The sequence below is a fragment of the Mangrovibacterium marinum genome (genome assembly GCF_003046625.1).
GTDB classification, from domain to species: Bacteria; Bacteroidota; Bacteroidia; order Bacteroidales; family Prolixibacteraceae; genus Mangrovibacterium; species Mangrovibacterium marinum.
In genome coordinates this window covers 1-18,631 of record NZ_QAAD01000038.1, presented here as the reverse complement: position 1 = coordinate 18,631, position 18,631 = coordinate 1, and the positions used below count along the sequence as shown (strand labels likewise).

The 18,631-nt window shown below is 46.5% G+C and carries 11 protein-coding genes; 8 read left to right on the top strand and 3 right to left on the bottom strand.

Annotated features, from left to right (window positions below; translation table 11 throughout):
• Together C8N47_RS18900 and C8N47_RS18215 are read left to right on the top strand one after the other, a co-directional pair.
• Positions 1 to 216: hypothetical protein (locus C8N47_RS18900; RefSeq protein ID WP_211316209.1), on the top strand; the 216-nt coding region annotated here is incomplete at its 5' end.
• 577 nt (positions 217 to 793) lie between these two features.
• Positions 794 to 1,402, top strand: a complete 609-nt coding sequence (locus tag C8N47_RS18215) for a hypothetical protein (protein WP_107824009.1) — start codon at positions 794 to 796, stop codon at positions 1,400 to 1,402.
• A gap of 89 nt (positions 1,403 to 1,491) precedes the next feature.
• On the opposite strand, the gene C8N47_RS18210 is transcribed toward C8N47_RS18215, so the two are convergent.
• Genes C8N47_RS18210 through C8N47_RS18200 form a run of 3 tightly spaced genes read right to left on the bottom strand, consistent with a single transcriptional unit; the run spans position 1,492 to position 5,139 of the window.
• Positions 1,492 to 3,204 carry an acyl-CoA dehydrogenase family protein gene (locus tag C8N47_RS18210; protein ID WP_107824008.1) on the bottom strand — a complete coding sequence of 571 codons (1,713 nt, stop codon included), beginning with the start codon at positions 3,202 to 3,204 and terminating at the stop codon, positions 1,492 to 1,494.
• A 21-nt stretch (positions 3,205 to 3,225) separates the two neighbouring features.
• Positions 3,226 to 4,245, bottom strand: a complete 1,020-nt coding sequence (locus C8N47_RS18205) for an electron transfer flavoprotein subunit alpha/FixB family protein (protein ID WP_107824007.1) — start codon at positions 4,243 to 4,245, stop codon at positions 3,226 to 3,228.
• 18 nt (positions 4,246 to 4,263) lie between these two features.
• The gene (locus C8N47_RS18200) at positions 4,264 to 5,139 is read right to left on the bottom strand and encodes an electron transfer flavoprotein subunit beta/FixA family protein (protein ID WP_107824006.1); all 876 of its coding nucleotides are present in this window, start codon (positions 5,137 to 5,139) and stop codon (positions 4,264 to 4,266) included.
• Positions 5,140 to 5,603: 464 nt separating this feature from the next.
• Here C8N47_RS18200 and C8N47_RS18195 point away from each other — a divergent pair, with 464 nt between their 5' ends.
• The 6 genes from C8N47_RS18195 (at position 5,604) to C8N47_RS18170 (ending at position 18,428) form a co-directional block, all read left to right on the top strand.
• Positions 5,604 to 6,185 (top strand): RNA polymerase sigma-70 factor, encoded by a 582-nt coding sequence (locus C8N47_RS18195; RefSeq protein ID WP_170111447.1) that lies wholly within the window; start codon positions 5,604 to 5,606, stop codon positions 6,183 to 6,185.
• A gap of 73 nt (positions 6,186 to 6,258) precedes the next feature.
• The gene (locus C8N47_RS18190) at positions 6,259 to 7,239 is read left to right on the top strand and encodes a FecR family protein (RefSeq protein WP_107824004.1); all 981 of its coding nucleotides are present in this window, start codon (positions 6,259 to 6,261) and stop codon (positions 7,237 to 7,239) included.
• A gap of 171 nt (positions 7,240 to 7,410) precedes the next feature.
• Positions 7,411 to 10,890, top strand: a complete 3,480-nt coding sequence (locus C8N47_RS18185) for a TonB-dependent receptor (RefSeq protein WP_170111446.1) — start codon at positions 7,411 to 7,413, stop codon at positions 10,888 to 10,890.
• 16 nt (positions 10,891 to 10,906) lie between these two features.
• Positions 10,907 to 12,694, top strand: a complete 1,788-nt coding sequence (locus C8N47_RS18180) for a RagB/SusD family nutrient uptake outer membrane protein (RefSeq protein WP_107824003.1) — start codon at positions 10,907 to 10,909, stop codon at positions 12,692 to 12,694.
• Positions 12,695 to 12,719: 25 nt separating this feature from the next.
• Positions 12,720 to 14,318 carry a DUF5123 domain-containing protein gene (locus C8N47_RS18175; RefSeq protein WP_170111445.1) on the top strand — a complete coding sequence of 533 codons (1,599 nt, stop codon included), beginning with the start codon at positions 12,720 to 12,722 and terminating at the stop codon, positions 14,316 to 14,318.
• A gap of 237 nt (positions 14,319 to 14,555) precedes the next feature.
• Positions 14,556 to 18,428 (top strand): pectinesterase family protein, encoded by a 3,873-nt coding sequence (locus C8N47_RS18170; RefSeq protein WP_107824001.1) that lies wholly within the window; start codon positions 14,556 to 14,558, stop codon positions 18,426 to 18,428.
• Positions 18,429 to 18,631: the final 203 nt, after the last annotated feature.

Sequence of the window (18,631 nt, the reverse complement as noted above, 5' to 3'; positions counted from 1 at the left end):
CTTTTCCAAATTCTTTTTAAAGATTTTTTCAAAACTCTCAAATCCTCTAAAACCCTCACAGAACGCGGCTTCCGATTGCTTCGGCTTGTGTGCCGGTGTTTCTCAAAAGCGGATGCAAATATAGAGACTATTTTCTGCTTTGCAACACCTGCTGCAATTTATTTTTCGGGAGAATCTTCCGACTTACGACTTATGATCTGTATACCTGCCCATTAAGCTTCCATATTATATTCTGATCTTTTTTCGCGACTAGTACCTGGATTTATGGATTTCCCAATTTCGGGGGGAGTGGGAGAGCAAAAGTAGAATTGATTAATTGGCCAATATCGGGTCGCCAAGGGCCCCAAAATTTGGTTTATTTATTTTGAAAGCCGTCAATAAAAAGCAGCGGGCACCCAAATTTGCCTTCGACTTGCGCATGCATCCCTTCACGCTGTTCATGCGTTCCTTCAAGCCCCGCGGCAACGAACAACGTTCACATATATAAAATAACTCCCGACACTGGCTGTAAGCTACCCCCAAACATCTGTCAATAAAATGCCCCCAAAAAAGGCATCCACACACAATCATCTTAGATCAGCAGCGATTTTAGCGTTTCGGTACAAATTTCGTTGAATCAAACCGTTCGGCACTACAATTCAACAAACACGATCGAACCAAAAGTCACTTAATAAGTTAGCAGATAATAAAATTCACTCAGATACGTTACCTTTTTGATGTAAAATGGCTATTTTGCGCCCCGAATTATTTCGAGTAAGGGATTGATCGCAAATAATTCAATAAAAATCGAGCAATGAAAAGAAGATTTAGAAAGACGTTTATCACATTACTAGTAGCTGCGCTTCCACTCTCAATATTTGCCCAAAGTGGAGCAATCGAATCGGCTTATGACACCTTAACTGTTGAAGGGCAATTTGACTATTTATTCAACAAGTCGAACAAATACGAAGAATATAAAGTAATGCGGATGTCGAGCTACGCAGCCTTAAAGCAGAACTCGCTCGACAGTATTAAAGTATACAGTCAGCAAATCTCCGTGTTAAATCAGGAAATTAGCAACCTGAACACTAAAATTGAAAGCCAAAGCGCAGAAGTTGATCGGTTAACAACCGAGCTGAATGAAACGAAACTGAAACAAGACAGCATGAGTTTGTTAGGTCTGCTGGTTTCAAAGGAAGCTTACAATAGCATTATGTGGGGAATCGTCCTATGCCTGCTTGTTTTAGCCGGAGTGCTGTTCTCCTTGTTTAAAAAAGGACACACAGTCGTGAAGGCGACGAAAAAAAGACTGGAAGAAGTACAAACCGACCTGGAAAACCACCGAAAAAATGCCTTAGTTCGTGAGCAAAAATTAGCGAGAGAGCTAATGGATGTCAAGCTCAAAAACAAATCAAACAGCTAAAACCAATTAGAGAAATATCAATTTTCAATCATATAAACAAAAAAGGCTCGTCGTAAAGCGAGCCTTCTTTGTTTATATCCATAATTCGATTATTCCATTTCATACTTATAGGTTCCCAAATCTGCCAGTTCCGATGTCCGGATAAATTCGGCATGTGCTTTAACTTGTGCTTTCGCCAGTCGCAGGAAGTTTTTAGCCGACTTCACAAACATCTGGTCTCGGTTACTATCGAGCAACAGTAAGTAACTCATAATAATATAACCGGCCATTTCCACCATCCGCCGGGCGTGGAAGTCAACAAACTCATTGTCGTCAACAGCCATCACTTTGTTCACAGCATGCTCATACTCATCTGTTAAGATAATGAGCTGACGGCGCAGGTGCTCCAGTTCGGGCGAAACCTTTTCTGATTCGTACACCCGGATTTGTTCCAGGTAGGCGCCGGTTGTTACCCCGCGGATGGCAGCCACCACCTGCAACTGGGTTGTTCCTTCGTAAATTGACGTGATCCGTGCATCGCGGTATATCCGCTCAACCGGGTAATCTTTCATGAAACCGGAACCACCATGAATCTGCACCGCGTCGTAAGCCAGCTGGTTACAAAATTCAGAAGAAAGTCCCTTGGCCAGGGGCGTATAAAAGTCTGCCAACTTCTGGTACTTCTTCATTTCGTCGCGCTCTTCTTTTTCAAGCTTACGCTCTTCGGCAATATGCATGTAGGTTTTATATACATCCACAAAACGAGCAGTTTCATATAACAAAGTGCGCGAAGCATCCAGCTTGGCCTTCATCGTTGCCAGCATTTCGTACACGGCCGGGAAACGCACAATTGCCTTTCCGAACTGCATTCGTTCGCGGGCATAGTCAATTGACTCACGATAAGCAGCCTCAGCCACACCAACCGATTGGGCAGCAATCCCCAGACGGGCACCATTCATTAGGGCCATCACATATTTAATCAAGCCCATTTTACGGGAGCCAACCAATTCGGCCGGGGCATCCTTAAATACCAGCTCGCAGGTTGGCGAACCGATGATCCCCATTTTATGCTCGATGCGGCGAACTGTTACACCGCCGTCATTCTTGTCGTAAATAAACATCGACAGACCACGGCCATCTTTGGTTCCGGGTTCCGAACGAGCCAATACCAGCGAAATATGACCATCACCATTCGTAATGAAACGCTTCACACCGTTCAAAATCCACTTGCCCGACTTTTCGTCGAAAGTGGCTTTCAGCTGAACAGCCTGCAAATCGGAACCAGCGTCGGGCTCAGTCAGGTCCATCGCCATGGTTTCGCCCTGGCAAACACGAGTCAGGTATTTTTCCTTTTGCTCTTCCGAAGCAAATTCGTTGATCGTTTCGGCACAATCCTGCAACCCCCAAATATTGACAAAGCCGGCATCGGCGCGCGAAACAATGTCGGCAGCCATGATATAAGGTACAATCGGGAAGTTCAAGCCGCCGTATTTACGTGGCAACGACATTCCCATTAGTCCGGCTTTATTCAGCGCATCGATATTTTCAGCGGTCCCTCGGGCATAAACCACGTGTCCGTCAACAACCTGTGGCCCTTCCGCGTCAATCGACTCAGCATTTGGTCCAACAATGTCGCCACAAATTTCGCCCACAACTTCCAGAACTTTGTCGAAGTTGTCCATGGCATCTTCATGATCCATCGGGGCAAAATCAAAATCTCCTTTATCGGTGAAATTCCGTTCCTTCAACTTGACGATTTTCTCCATTAAAGGATGAAACAAGTGGAATTTCAGTTCTTTATTATCATTATAATAGTTAGCCATTACAAACAGTTTTAGGTTGAATTACTTGGTGTTCTTCTTATAATACTTGATCATTTTCGGAAGCACTTCCGCAATGTCGCCGGTAATTACATAGTCGGCAATTGCATTGATGGGCGCTTCCGGATCGGTATTAATGGCGATAATCTGTGCCGATTCTTCCATACCGGCACGGTGCTGAATTTGCCCGGAAATTCCGCAGGCAATATAAAGCTTCGGACGAACCGTCACCCCGGTTTGTCCGATCTGGCGCTCGTGATCAACGTAACCGGCATCAACTGCTGCACGCGACGCACCAACTTCGCCACCTAAAACTTCAGCTAATTCGAAAAGCAGTTGGAAATTTTCCTTGGAGCCCATGCCATAACCACCCGCAATCACAATCGGAGCAGCTTTCATATTCACTTTACTCTTCTCGATATGACGCTCAATGATTTCTACGGCAAAGTCAGCATCGCTGACATATTTGGCAACTTCAAGTTTAACTACTTTTCCTTTATATTTCGGATCAAGAATTTCCTTTTTCATCACCCCCTCGCGCACAGTCGCCATTTGCGGGCGGCAATCCGGGTTGATGATGGTTGCAATAATATTACCACCAAAAGCGGGGCGAATCTGGTAAAGCAAATTCTCGTAAGTTTTTCCTTGCTTTTTGTCTTCGTGATTACCGATAACCAAACTGGTACAGTCGGCCGTTAACCCACTATGCAAGGCTGAAGAAACGCGGGGGCCCAAATCGCGGCCAATGGACGAAGCGCCCATCAAAGCAATTTGCGGCTTTTGCTCCCGGAACAGTTTTACAATGATAGTTGTGTGAGGGAGGGTTGTGTAAGGAGCCAGACGTGCATCATCGGCAACATAAACCGTGTCCACTCCATAAGGGAAAATTTGATTTTCGACTCCTTCCAGCTCGTGACCGATAGCCACAGCTTCGAGTTTTACGCCCAGCTCATTGGCCAGGCCGCGTCCTTTGGTCATCAGTTCCTGGCTCACTTCAGCCACGTGACCGTCTTCAATTTCGCAATATACAATTACGTTGTTCATGATTTTTCGTGTTAGCGGTTAACCAATGGTATGACTTTCAATTAACTCACGCATCAGCGTGTCCATGTCGTCATCTGACGGGCTGAGTACTTTGGCTTCTTTGGCCTGAAGCACAACATTCTCTACAGCTTTCACCTTCGTTGGCGAACCACTGAGCCCCAGCTCTGCATGGTCAACTTCAATGTCGCTAACAGTCCATTCCGGAATATTCAGGTACGGCCGGTCGTTGTATAAATGCAGGTAGTCTTCGTTTGAATTCTGCAATTCGGTAACCGTCTTGGCGTGCTTGTACTTCATGATCAGTTTCGCGTTGCGGGCGCGACAGTTCGGCGCTGAACCGTTTACAGTCATCACCATGGGCAGCGGACAACTAACCAGTTCTACTCCCCTTTCCAAACGACGTTTCACGAAGATTTTACCCTTTTCTATTTTTTGTACTTCCTCAACATAAGTCACCTGCGGCAAAGCCAGCTTTTCGGCCACCTGCGGCCCTACCTGGGCGGTGTCACCATCGATAGCCTGACGGCCGGCAATGATGATGTCGTAGTCTTTCACTTTTTTCAGCGCCTGAGAAATGGCATAAGAAGTAGCCAGGGTATCTGAACCGGCAAAAGCACGGTCGGTTAACAAAATTCCATCGTCGGCACCACGAAACATTCCCTCGCGAATAATCTCAGCAGCACGTCCGGGTCCCATTGTTAAAATGGTAACGGTTGTTCCGGGAAAGTTTTCTTTGATTCGCAGCGCTTGTTCGAGGGCGTTCAAGTCCTCGGGATTAAAGATCGCCGATAAAGCAGCCCGGTTAATGGTGCCGTCTGCTTTCATGGCGTCTTTGCCAACATTCCGGGTATCCGGAACCTGCTTGGCAAGAACAATCACTTTAAAAGCTTTCATTTCAATTTAGTTTATCGGTTTTATATCGTAACCCCGCTAACCACTGCGTTTCAGCGTCGATTTATCGGGATTCTATTGGTTTTGAAGCAAGGCTAACAAATATAGCCAAAGAGGCTAAAGTTTTCAAGGATATCCTGCAACTGCAACTGCCAGACCTCAAAAGCAAACCAGCATACCAACATACTTTGGAACCATAAAACATTAAAAAACAGAATGATTATTTTGAGGCACAACGCCTTACCATTCTATCTATTTTTCGAAAGCTCACGCTCGATGCCTGCTTCAGCGACCGCAATTTATAATGATTATAAGGAGAATGACTACATCAATGTCAGACTGCAGGCTCAGCATTGGCCATTGCAATGATCACAAAATGTCGAAATAATATGAAATAAAGCGTAATCATTGTTCACAAATTGTTATGCTCTTACTATATTTGAATTGAACCTAAATTATCTCATCGCGTGAAAAGGAAAGCAGATATCAAGCCACTTATTGAAAAATTGCGGAATGATGACATCACTGCCTTCGATGCGATATTCAACTTATACAGCTCAAAGCTTTACCATTTTGCGTTAGGATACCTAAAATCGCGGGAAGATACCGAAGAACTGATCCAGGACGTATTTGCCCGGATCTGGGAAAAACGCGGGGAGATTAATCCCTTGTATGATTTTCAATCTTTCCTGTTTACAATTGCTTACAACGAGATCAAAAAACACTTTCGCTCCAAGGGAATGTTGCGTAAATACATGGAGTATGCCGAACAGTTGCCCGAACATGTATCCGTTAGCTCCTCAGATGTAAGCTACCGCGAGTTGGCGAAGCTTGTTGACCAACTCGTTGCTGACATGCCCGAAAAAAGACGAATGGTATTTATAAAAAGTCGGCTGGAAGGAAAAAACACCAAGCAAATTGCAGCTGAAATGCAGATAAGCCCTAAAACGGCTGAAAATCATCTTCATGCAGCGCTAAAATTCCTCAAACAAGAACTCAGTAACGAGTATCTGCTTGGCTTGCTTTTCTTCTACATTCATTTTTTTTGAAAAAAAACGGGAACTGCACTAGGTGTAATCTACTACTTACGGATATTAATGATGTACGATCTAACAAAACACCATGCACAAGAAAGAGATCAACCGAATAGATGCCTATTACAAATCATCGTCAAAAAACGACGAAGACTTTGTGATTGAGAGCTTTTCGAACAATAAAAATACCGATATACTCCGAAAATTAGCCCAAGAGCAGTGGAACGAATCATCGGAGGAGAAAGTAAGCTTGCAGCATTTGCTAAAAAAGCTTCACCAAACCATCGTACACACACAGCCACGCAAGCCGAAAACCACAACTATAATCTTCAATTTTTACAGCAAAGTGGCAGCAGTTATGCTGGTTCCACTGCTAATTGCCGGCTTGTATGTTGTCCGTCAAAACGTATCCTATGCCAATAGCATTACCGAGATCGAGTCGCCTATGGGCTCGCGGGTGCATTTCAAACTTCCCGATGGCTCCGCGGGTGTTCTCAATGGCGGTTCTAATTTAAGCTACACCGCCGACTTTGTAAAAAATCGGAACATCCAACTAACCGGAGAAGCCTATTTCGAGGTTGCCAAGGATAAACAACATCCTTTTACCGTAAAAACAACAAGTGCCGACATCCGGGTTTTGGGCACCAAATTCGATGTTTGTGCCTATCCCGAAGCCGAGGACATTCTAACGACCCTGGAAGAGGGGCAGGTACAGATATACAATAAGAAACAAGGAAGCACCGAACTTTTAAGCCCCGGAGAACAAAATGTCATTCGCAACTCCTCGGGCCTCATGACTACCCGGCAGGTTGAAACTCAACTTTATACTTCGTGGCGTAAAGACGTACTACGGATCGACAACACCTCTTTTGAAAAAGTGGTAAAGCTGATGGAGCGCTGGTATGGAGTAAACATTGAGCTTGCACCGGAACTCAAACAATCGCAAAATTACACGCTGACAATCAAAACCGAAAGTCTTCGGGAGATGCTTCAGCTTCTGAAATTAACAACACCTTTTAACTATCAAATCAATGGAAATAAAGTCACGATAACCAAAGCAAACATTTAACAACACGCTGAAAAAAACGAGAGGAAAGTGCTCGCAACACTCCCCTCTCCTAAAATTAAAAAACCCTCTCGCAAAGGGTCATGTAAAACTTAGTATGACAAACTTATGAAAAAAAAATTGTTGTGTAACGATGACAGGCTATTATATGCTCTGTCCCGATTATTTCGCATTATGAAACTAACAACCTTTCTCATACTGATTTCATTGATCAGTGTCCACGCGAAGGTCTTTTCGCAAACCGGCAGTCTGAACATTAAGGTTTCGGATACAACGGTAAAAGATATCCTTCGTGAAATTGAAGATCAAAGCGACTACTTCTTCCTGTATAACGATCAACAGGTTGATGTACAACGGAAAGTTGATTTAGAGGTCACCAACAAGAGTATCGAAAGCGTGTTAGAGGAACTTTTTGAGTCCTCGGACGTCAATTACACCATCAAAGAGCGACAGATTGTTCTGTACAACAAACAGAACCAGCCAAAGCCGAACAAGAAGCCGGAAGCCTTCCAACAAGCCATCAAGAGCGTTAATGGAACGGTTACCGACGCTTCGGGAGGTCCACTACCTGGAGTAACCGTCGCCGTTAAAGGAACAACAAACGGTACGATCACCGATTTCGACGGCAAATACTCGCTGGGCAACCTGCCGGCCAATGCAACCCTTGTTTTTTCGTTCGTTGGTATGAAACCTCAGGAAGTACTGGTTTCCAGAGGCGTGATCAATGTCACCATGGAAGAAGAAACAATCGGTCTGGATGAAGTTGTTGCCATTGGTTACGGAACAGTGAAAAAAAGAGACATCACCGGATCAGTTGCCTCGGTTAAAGGAGACGACCTTCAGGCGATCCCCGTTGCTACAGCCGCAGAAGCCATTACCGGCCGCATGGCAGGTGTACAGGTTACCGCAACCGATGGTGCGCCCGACGCCGAAATCAGAATACGCGTTCGTGGTGGTGGTTCAATTACACAGGACAACACACCGCTTTTTATTGTAGACGGTTTTCCGGTATCGACCATTTCGGACATCCCACCTTCCGATATTGAATCAATTGACGTACTGAAGGATGCTTCTTCAACAGCGATCTACGGTGCTCGTGGTGCAAATGGGGTTATTATTGTAACCACCAAATCGGGAAAAGAAGGTAAAGTATCGGTATCGTACAATGCCTATTACGGTTTAAAAAAGATCGCTAAAACGATGGATGTTTTAGAGCCCGAAGACTACGCAAAATGGCAGTACGAATATGCCTTACTCGACAAAGGTGCCGACGATCTTACTTCATACACAGACTATTTTGGCGAATTCCAGGATATCGATCTTTACAAAGGAGTTCCCGGCAACAACTGGCAGAAGCAAATTTATGGCAGAACCGGCAACATCTTCAGCAATGATTTAACCATCACCGGCGGGTCTGATAAAATGAAGTATTCTTTCAGCTATGCCCACCTGGATGAAAAATCAATCATGCTCAGGTCCGGTTTTGAACGCGACAACTTTTCGCTCAAATTAAACCACAAACCAAACGAGAAGATCGATCTGAATTATTCCGTACGCTACTCGGATACCGATATTAACGGTAGTGGTGCCAACGAGCAAAACGAAACATCATCGGCCGATGCGCGTTTGCGTCACAGCGTGATCTACACGCCAATCCCCTTAAACGGATTAGAGTCGGACATCGACGAGGAGATTGCATCCAGCGAATTGGTTGACCCCTTAGTAGCCACTGCCGACAACGACCGCACACAAAGCCGCCGGTCACTGGATATGGGCGCAAGTGCTGCATGGGAAATTATCGACAACCTGCGTATAAAATCAGAATTTGGCTTACGGAACTACTATTATAACGATTCACGTTTCTATGGCTTGTCAACCTATTTTTCCCGCGAGCAAGCAGGTGAGTATACCGGTCAGCCGGCTGTTCGGTTAGTTGACCGCAAAACACAAACGATCAGAAACACCAACACCATCAACTACGATTTCAAAGACCTGCTGAATAATGAGGATCACAGCCTATCGGTTCTTATGGGGCAGGAAACTATTAAAACCGAAGAAATCGAAACCACATCTGAGGTGGTTGGTTTTCCAACCTTGTTTACTTCCGACCAAGCTTTTAAGCTAACATCGCAAGGCTCTGCCGCAACGGTCGACAATTTCTTTAAGCCGGATCGCACCTTGCTGTCGTTCTTTGGTCGTGTAAACTACAACTTTCAAAGTAAGTATATTCTGTCGGCAACATTCCGAGCCGATGGATCCAGCAAGTTTGCCAAAGGTAACCGCTGGGGTTATTTCCCTTCAGCAGCTTTTGCATGGCGTGTATCGGGCGAAGATTTTATGTCGGGAACCGAAAATTGGCTCGACGACCTGAAAGTCCGCTTAAGCTACGGTTCGGCAGGTAACAACAACATCCCTTCGAACCAAATTGTACAGTCATTCCAATCGTCATCGCAGGAAGGACGTATCAATAATGTCTCCAATTACTGGAGTCCATCGAGCAATTTAGCCAACCCCGATTTGAAATGGGAGACCACCTACACCCGCAACGTCGGACTTGACTATGCGCTTTTAGGATCTCGCCTATCCGGTAGTGTCGAAGCTTATTTCAATACCACAAAAGACTTGCTGATCGAATTCCCGGTTTCTGGTATCGGCTACTCCAGCCAGTATCGCAATATGGGTGAAACTGAAAATAAAGGTATCGAAGTTGCCATCAACTGGATTGCTGTCGATAAAAAAGATTGGGGCTTAAACTTCGGTTTCAACATTGGCTTCAACAAAAACAAAATTAAATCACTTGGAATTATGCAGGACTTCGGAGCCAGCTCCAGCTGGGCTTCTACGGAAATCAACAACGACTTCTGGATCTACAAAGGTGGTTCGGTTGGTAAAATGCAAGGCTACCTGTCGGATGGACGATACGAAGTTTCCGATTTCCAGGGATATGACGAAGAAGCTGAGCAATGGATCCTGAAACAAGACGTTGCCGATAACTCGGCTGTTATCGGCGAAGTTCGCCCGGGATCGATGAAGCTGAAAGATATCGATGGAGACGGCTTTGTAACCCTGGAAAAAGACCTTCAGATTATTGGCGACGCCAACCCCCTGTGTACCGGTGGTTTTAACCTGGGAGCACGAGCCTTTGGCTTCGACTTATCTGCTGTATTCAGTTACAGTATCGGTAACGACATCTACAATGCCAATAAAATTCAATACACCTCAACCAGTAAATACCAATATCGCAACATGATTGATATGATGGGTGAAGGAAACAGATGGGTGAATGTGAATTTCGATACGGGTGAATTGATTAACGACCCGCAAGCGCTGGAGCAAATGAATGCCAACACAACGATGTGGTCGCCCTATATGGCAAGACACGTATTCTCGGACTGGGCTGTCGAAGATGGTTCTTTCTTAAGACTGAACACACTAACCTTGGGCTATACCATCCCCAAAGCACTGTTGCAAAAAGTAAAACTGAACAACCTTCGTTTCTACGCCACATGCTACAATGTATTCATTATTACCGACTACTCCGGATTCGACCCCGAAGTTTCTACGCGTAGAAAAACAGCCCTTACTCCGGGAGTTGACTACTCACCATACCCCAAAAGCCGCCAAATTACATTTGGTCTGAACCTTAATTTCTAATTCTAAACAAAGGAAAATGAAGAATTTAATATATATATTTTGCTTAGCCTTGGTGATGCCCCTGGTATCATGTAAAGACTACCTGGATACTCCGGCAAAATCGACCATTGATGAATCAGTTCTGTTCTCAACACCCGATTTAGCCCAAGGAGCTGTTGACGGAATTAAGTTTGCTTTTTCCGAAACAAACGCACACCGCTCACGCTACACACCCTACTTTGGATTTAACACCGACATCGAGTATCATTACAAATCGCTGGATGGCGAATTTGACGACGACGGAGCACTGTCAGGATACAGCGCCACCGCACAAAACGGCCGCATGAACCAATCCAATAATGCCTGGGCAATGATGTACCAGGGGATCGAGCGGGCCAACATTTGTATCCGCGGCTTACGCACCTACGGCGATATTGAGAACAACGACGAACTGGCTCGTTTGCTGGGTGAATCGTTAACCTTGAGAGCCATTTATTACAGCGACCTACTCAGGGCCTGGGGTGATGTGATTCCCCGATTCGACCCCATTACATCAGAGACTATTTATGTTCCCAAAGTAAGCCGCGACTCCATTTACAAAGTCATCATCGCGGATTTGGAAGAAGCAGCCAAATACGTTCCATGGCCGAAAGAAACATCAGCAACAGCAACAGTGGAAACCGTAAATAAAGCCTTCATAAAAGGTCTTCGCGCCCGCATGTGTATGGCCGCCTCCGGTTATTCTCAGTACCCCGACGGTGTTCGCCGAAGCGAAGACCCCGAGCTTACCGTTGCCAAAATGTACCCCATCGCCCTTCAGGAATGCCTGGACGTAATTGACCAGGAAGGCTTTTCGGTGGAATTGGAAGACGAATTTGAAACCGTATTCCGCAAAAACTGCGAAGACAATATCAATGCCGGTGGCGAATCGCTTTGGGAAATTCCCTGGGCCAACAGCCGGGGCCGCTACGTATCCTCATTTGGTGTGCGCCACACCAGCTCCGACCAATACACCGGCACAGGTCGTGGCGGATCGGCCGGACCAAACCCACAATTATTCTACGACTATGATGTAAAAGACAAACGCCGCGATGTAACCATCGTTCCTTACAGATGGGCCAAAGCAGTTGATGGCTTCGCTCCACAGGAGTTAAGTGACATTGAAACGTTGTACTTTGGAAAATTACGCTACGAGTGGATGACCCGTCAAACAACATCGAGTGATGACGGTATCAACAAAAACTATATGCGCTATGCCGAAATTATTTTGATGGCTGCCGAATTGCAAAACGAACTGAACGGCCCCACCGCTGCTGCTCCCTATCTGAAAAAAATCCGTCAACGGGCATTCGACCAGGCCGACTGGTCCGAAAAAGTAGACGACTACGTGAATGCCTTAACAAGCAAAGAAGCCATGTTTAACGCCATTGTTGACGAGCATGCCTTTGAGTTCTGCGGCGAAATGCTTCGCAAGCAAACGTTGATCCGCTGGAATTTGTTGAAAACAAAAATTGACGAGGCCAAACAAAAAATGTACGACTTGAGAGACCGCACCGGAGCGTATGCCGATGTTCCTGAAAAATTGTACTATAGCCTGGCTGACGACGGCGAGACTCTTGAAATTTACGGACTGAACCGTGGCGAGACCGACGATAAATCCAATGAGTACGACGAAAGTACCACTTGGATCAGTGCCGAAGAATTGTCGGACGAACGAATCGAGACTATGTATTTTAACGATCCCGACACCAAGCAGTTCTGGCCCATCTGGCAAGTCTTTATTGATTCCAGCAACGGAACCTTGACCAACGATTACGGATATTAGTAGTAAACTGATAAACATGAAAAGTATGAACACATTATATAAAAAGTACGGATTAATTCTTGTCTTGCTGATGGCCGTTTTTATGCCTGCCTGCGAAGATGTTGATCCGATTGTGGAAAGTATTGATTTTGAACGGGCATTTACCCCGCTCAACGTTGACGTAAAAGTACGAAACCAGATCAATGCTGAAATCAGCTGGACGATCGCTCAAACCATTGACCACTACGTGCTGGAAATTCATAACGACAGTCTGCTCTTCGAGAGTCTTGTTCTCTCTCAGGATGTTTTGCCGGCTGAAGTGCCACTTACCATTACGCTGGAAAGTGAAGAGCAATACTCGGTTCGCATCAAGGCAATCAGCCTCAACGAATCCAGAGATGAAAGCAAATGGGGAACCTATGCTTTTAAAACCGATAAAGAAAATATCTTTTCACCACTTCCCGACGCCAACATTGGCAAACAGGCTGTTACTTTAAATTGGCCGGCCGGTAGCGAAGTAACCCACTTCATGATCACTCCCGGAGATGTACGCCGCGACCTGACAGCCGATGAAATTGCTGCCGGCGAAGCAACAATTACAGATCTGGACTTTGCAACCCAGTACACCGTTATTATGCTCAACGGAACAAATCCGAAACAACGAGGCAATGTTACCTTCACCACCTTACCCGAAGGTATTACCCTGACCCCTGCCGATGATATCAACGAGATGATTACCAATGCCGCTGATGGCGAGATTTTCTTACTCGAAGGCGGCGAGTTCACCGCTTACCAGGGAACAGTCACCATAGACAAATCGATCAAGCTGAAAGGTCTGTCATCCGACAATATGCCAATTTTGAATGTTCAGTTTGTTTTGGCTGATGGCGCTGAAAACGTTGAACTGGAGAGTCTGGAACTAAAAGGAAGTTACACCGACGAGTTGTTAGGACCAACAGTATTAGATCATGCCATTCAATACTCCAGCAATGCTACCGCTGTTGGTAACTTGAGCCTGACGGGCTGTTACATCCATGAATATACAAAATCGTTGATAGCAGCCGGTAGCGGCGAATTCACAACCGGCGATATTTTGTTTGAAAACTGTCTGGTGACCGAGATTTACAATGATGGCGGAGACTTTATTGACTTCCGGAAATCATTCCCACAGTCCATCACACTCAGCAATTCAACTTTTGCCAACTGTGCAACAGTTAATGCACGCGACTTCTTCCGTTTGGATGGTGCAGCCAAGGGTAATTCGTTTGATGACGGTGCGCATACTCCCCGAATCGTTGCCCGCAATAATACCTTCTACAACGTGATGAACAGCTCTTCGTCAACAAAACGTTTCTACTACGTAAGGTGGCAGAATAGTGTTGAAGAACTAATTTCGGAAAATAACATTTTTGCTGAAATGGGAGCGTCGGTTTACTCAAACCAAGGCGATACCGACATGGGAACCTATAGTAAAAACAACTACTTCAATGCAGCTGGCTATCTGGACTCAAGTGTGAATGTTTACGACAATTCAAGTAACTACACCACGCTTGATCCGGGCTTTGCAGATGCTGCAAACGGCGACTTTACAATCAGCAACCAAAGCTTGATTGACAACGCGGTGGGTGCTGCCCGCTGGAGATAATGATGAGCTGTAAAAATCAACAAAGAGGTTGCCCTTGCGGCAGCCTCTTATTGATTAAATGCGACTAAAAAAGAGGGACCAACAAGTCGGTGAGATTTTTCACAGGTCAACGTTTCGGCTATCACAGTTTAATCTGTCGCAAAAGCCTGGATCATTCCGTTTTATCATCTAAAAAAACTGCAGTAACCCGCAAAAAGCGCTGCTGCAAATAAAATCGAACTGTCAATTTTCGAACGAATGAAAAGAAAAAATAAAATACTCAGCACAATATACATTCTGATATGCTTCTGCTTAACATGTACAACTGCCGGGGCCCAGAATATCCCCGCCTTTCCGGGGGCCGAAGGCTACGGGAAATACACAACCGGGGGGCGTGGCGGACAAGTTTTTTACGTGACCACTCTGGATGACAACAACAATCCGGGCTCGCTGCGATATGCCATCAACCAATCGGGACCGCGAACAATTCTTTTTCAGGTATCGGGGACGATCCAGCTCACCGCTCCATTGAACATTAACAACGGCGACCTGACCATTGCCGGTCATTCCGCTCCCGGCGACGGTATTTGCCTGCGCGATTATACCGTGCAAATCAACGCCAGCAACATTATCATACGCTACCTGCGCTTCCGTCTGGGCGACAGCTCCATCAGCGACACGACACCTCAGGAAGATGCAATTTGGGGACGCCGACAGTCGGATATTATCATTGACCACTGTAGTATGAGCTGGAGTATTGACGAATGTGCCTCCTTTTACGATAATGAAAATTTTACGCTCCAATGGTGTATTCTTTCCGAGAGCCTTCGTAACTCGGGACACCCCAAAGGAGCGCATGGCTACGGAGGAATCTGGGGCGGTCAACAAGCATCCTTTCACCACAACCTGCTGGCCGACCACGACAGCCGCAATCCGCGTTTCTGTGGTAGCCGCTATTCCAACGAACCGGATTTGGAAGTCGTTGATTTCCGCAACAACGTGCTCTGGAACTGGGGATCGAACAACGCTTATGCTGCTGAAGGAGGCCGCTACAACCTGATCAATAATTATTATAAAGCCGGTCCGGCCAGCTCCAACACCAGCCGTCTGGTTCAACCTTACGCCGACAATGGCGGAAACAACCAGCCTGCCGGCACTTACGGGCAGTTTTATGTTGATGGCAACATTTCGACAGCATCGAGTAGCACAACAGCCGATAACTGGAACGGTGTGCAAATGCATAGTAGTTCTTTCGCCACCTACGCCCCCGGCGTAACGATCGATGATCTGAAGCTCGACGAGCCCGTATCGCCCCCCGAAATTACAACGCAAACAGCAGAAGAAGCCTATACTCAAGTGCTGAAATATGCCGGAGCAAGCTTATCGCGCGACGAGGTTGACACCCGAATCACGGATGATGTTAGCAGCGGAACTCCCACCTATACCGATGGTGGCAACGGAAGTACCGATGGTCTTATTGATACACAAGATGCCGTAGGTGGATGGCCTAGCCTCTCGGCAACTGCTGCCCCGGCAGACTCGGACCTGGACGGAATGCCCGACGACTGGGAAGATGCCAACGACTTAAATAAATCGGATGCCTCCGACGGCAATCAAACCAGCCTGGACGGCTCGTATACCAACCTCGAGGTATACCTTGCTGAGGTCGTGAGTGAAATCACCGACAAGCAAAACGGCGGCAGCCCCTCCAACAATAATTCGTCAGTCAGCTGGCCTTTCGATACCGATGCTACCAGCTATATTACCACCGGGAATATCGTAGGCTACGAGCCGGCAACCGATGGCTCAAACCTACGGTATTACGCTCAAACACACGACGATTTTACCATTGACGGAACCAGCGATGTTGTAAAAATTGCCTCGTACTACATTGGAGCAAACTGGACGGCTGAAACAGGCCCTGCCGACAACCGGTACCTGGAGCTGAAAGCTTCACCCAAAACAGGGGGCACACTCGAAGTGAACGAAATTTCGATGTACCTTGGTGCCTGGTTTACGCAAAATTTCAAAGCTTCAATCTATTATTCAACCGATGAAAATTTCACCCCCGCAACAGGCACTCCGCTGGCTGAAGATATCAGCCTGACCAGCGCCGTACTCAATCTATTCGGCGGGACACTTGATACACCAGTCACCGTTAATGATGGCGAAACGCTCTATGTGCGGATTTATCCGTGGAACCTGGCCGATGAAGGACAATGGAAGCTGATGACCATTTATCAGGCGCAAATTGCAGGAATGGTTAGTGGTGTTGAAGCCGATATGCCAAGCGTATCAACCGACCAGGTCAACGAAATAAGCACCACCAGCGCTAAAATTTCGGCAACCATCAGCTCCGATGGCGGCGCACCGGTAACCGAAAGTGGTATTGCATACAGCACAAGCCCAACCCCCACTATTTCTGGTCAGAAACTGATCGACGGGACCACATCCGGAACATTCGCGGCAACAGTAACTGAGCTAACGGCTGGCACAACCTACTATGCCCGCGCCTACGCTACAAACTCGGCCGGCACCGCCTACGGTAGCGAGCTAAGCTTCACCACACTAAGCGAGCTCACCGCCCCGGAAGTCAGCACCTCTTCAGTCAGCAACATATTAGCGATTACCGCTTTGGCTAAAGGGAACGTTTCGGCCTGGGGCGGTAGCGAAGTTACTGAACGGGGATTCTGCTGGAGTTCAACTAACGATCAACCCACCATTGCTGATTCATACCTGGCGGTGGACGGCGACCTGGGCAGCTACTCGAGCGAACTGTATCCGCTAACCGAAGCAAGCTTGTATTACGTTCGGGCTTATGCTAAAAACGCAACAGGAACCGGATACGGCGAGGTCATTACGTTCGAAACCCAGGCCAAATCGCCGGATATTACCATTGTTGTTGCCGCCGATGGCTCGGGTGACTATACAACCGTACAGGCCGCTTTCGACGCGGTACAGGAAAACTATACCGGCACCACAACCATCGAGGTTCGTCCGGGAACCTATTACGAAAAGTTAATCCTGACTAAAAATAAGGTGAATGTTGTTCTGAAAGGTGAGGATGCGTTAACGACCATCTTAACCTATGATGACTATGCCGGTAAGTCGGACGGGGCAGGTGGTACCCTGGGCACATCCGGTTCGTACAGCGTTGCCATTGAAGCCGATGATTTTGTAGCCGAGAATATCACCTTCGAAAACACCATCCAAAACGATGGCAGCAGAAGTAGCGAGCAAGCGGTTGCCCTGCGAACAAACGGCGACCGGCAACAATTCTATAACTGCCGAATAACCGGCTACCAGGATACTTACTATGCCTGGGGAGGTCGAAAAATTGGCCGTGTATACATAAAGAATTGTTACATTGAAGGCTCTGTCGATTTCATTTTTGGTCGTCAAATTGTCATCTTCGATAATTGTGAGCTGCACTGCAACCGGAATAATAGTGTTATTACGGCTCCAAACACAAATAGTACAACGGCCTTCGGCTTTGTCTTTTTCGACTGTGAAATCACAAGCGACCAAACCGACTTTATGGGCAATACCATTTCGACCATCTATTTGGGTCGCCCCTGGCAACAGGAGCCCAAATCGGCGTACATACACTGCGAGGAACCAGCCAATTTAGCTGCAATCGGCTGGACTACAATGACGGACAACCTAAGTCCGGTATTCGCCGAATATAATTGCTATGGCGACGGAGCAAGTACCACTTCCCGGGGTAACCAGGGTGTAATTCTGACAACAGAACAAGCTGAAGAATACAGTATGGAAAATATTTTCGCGAAAACATCGGATCCCAGCTTTGCTTACGACTGGATACCGGCCTATATTATCACGGCCAGCGATGATCTGGAGGAACTGGCGACAGCAACATCGCTTCAAAACTATCCGAACCCGGCACGGGTGTCAACAACCATCGGGTTCACGCTGGAAGAAGCAGCGACAGTTAATCTGGCGATCTTCAACAGTTCGGGTATCCTTGTCAAGCAAGTGTTATCGGCCTATCAAGCATACCCCGGAGTTCATCAGGAAACCATTTCGGTTGAAGAGCTCGTTCCGGGACTCTATTTCTACATACTTGAAGCCAATGGTCAACGATCGACTCAGAAAATGATTATCCTCTAAAAACACAGGACACATCAAGCTGAATCCCTCAAAGTTTTTCCCCAGGATTATACTTTGAGGGATTTCTCTTTCACTTCGGTGATCAAATCTGCCCGCTTCTCTTTTCTCGTAAGCGTCTCGGCGATGACGCAGCCCAAAAAACAGCCCGTCAATTTTCAAATGGAATTGACGGGCTGTTTAAGTTATTTTATTGAGCAGACCAC

Bases quoted from the DNA above. Each gene is read 5' to 3' on its own strand.
- C8N47_RS18170 (WP_107824001.1), top strand. From the start codon at position 14,556: ATGAAAAGAAAAAATAAAATACTCAGCACAATATACATTCTGATATGC.
- C8N47_RS18215 (WP_107824009.1), top strand. From the start codon at position 794: ATGAAAAGAAGATTTAGAAAGACGTTTATCACATTACTAGTAGCTGCG.
- C8N47_RS18175 (WP_170111445.1), top strand. From the start codon at position 12,720: ATGAACACATTATATAAAAAGTACGGATTAATTCTTGTCTTGCTGATG.
- C8N47_RS18190 (WP_107824004.1), top strand. From the start codon at position 6,259: ATGCACAAGAAAGAGATCAACCGAATAGATGCCTATTACAAATCATCG.
- C8N47_RS18200 (WP_107824006.1), bottom strand. From the start codon at position 5,139: ATGAAAGCTTTTAAAGTGATTGTTCTTGCCAAGCAGGTTCCGGATACC.
- C8N47_RS18210 (WP_107824008.1), bottom strand. From the start codon at position 3,204: ATGGCTAACTATTATAATGATAATAAAGAACTGAAATTCCACTTGTTT.
- C8N47_RS18185 (WP_170111446.1), top strand. From the start codon at position 7,411: ATGAAACTAACAACCTTTCTCATACTGATTTCATTGATCAGTGTCCAC.
- C8N47_RS18180 (WP_107824003.1), top strand. From the start codon at position 10,907: ATGAAGAATTTAATATATATATTTTGCTTAGCCTTGGTGATGCCCCTG.
- C8N47_RS18205 (WP_107824007.1), bottom strand. From the start codon at position 4,245: ATGAACAACGTAATTGTATATTGCGAAATTGAAGACGGTCACGTGGCT.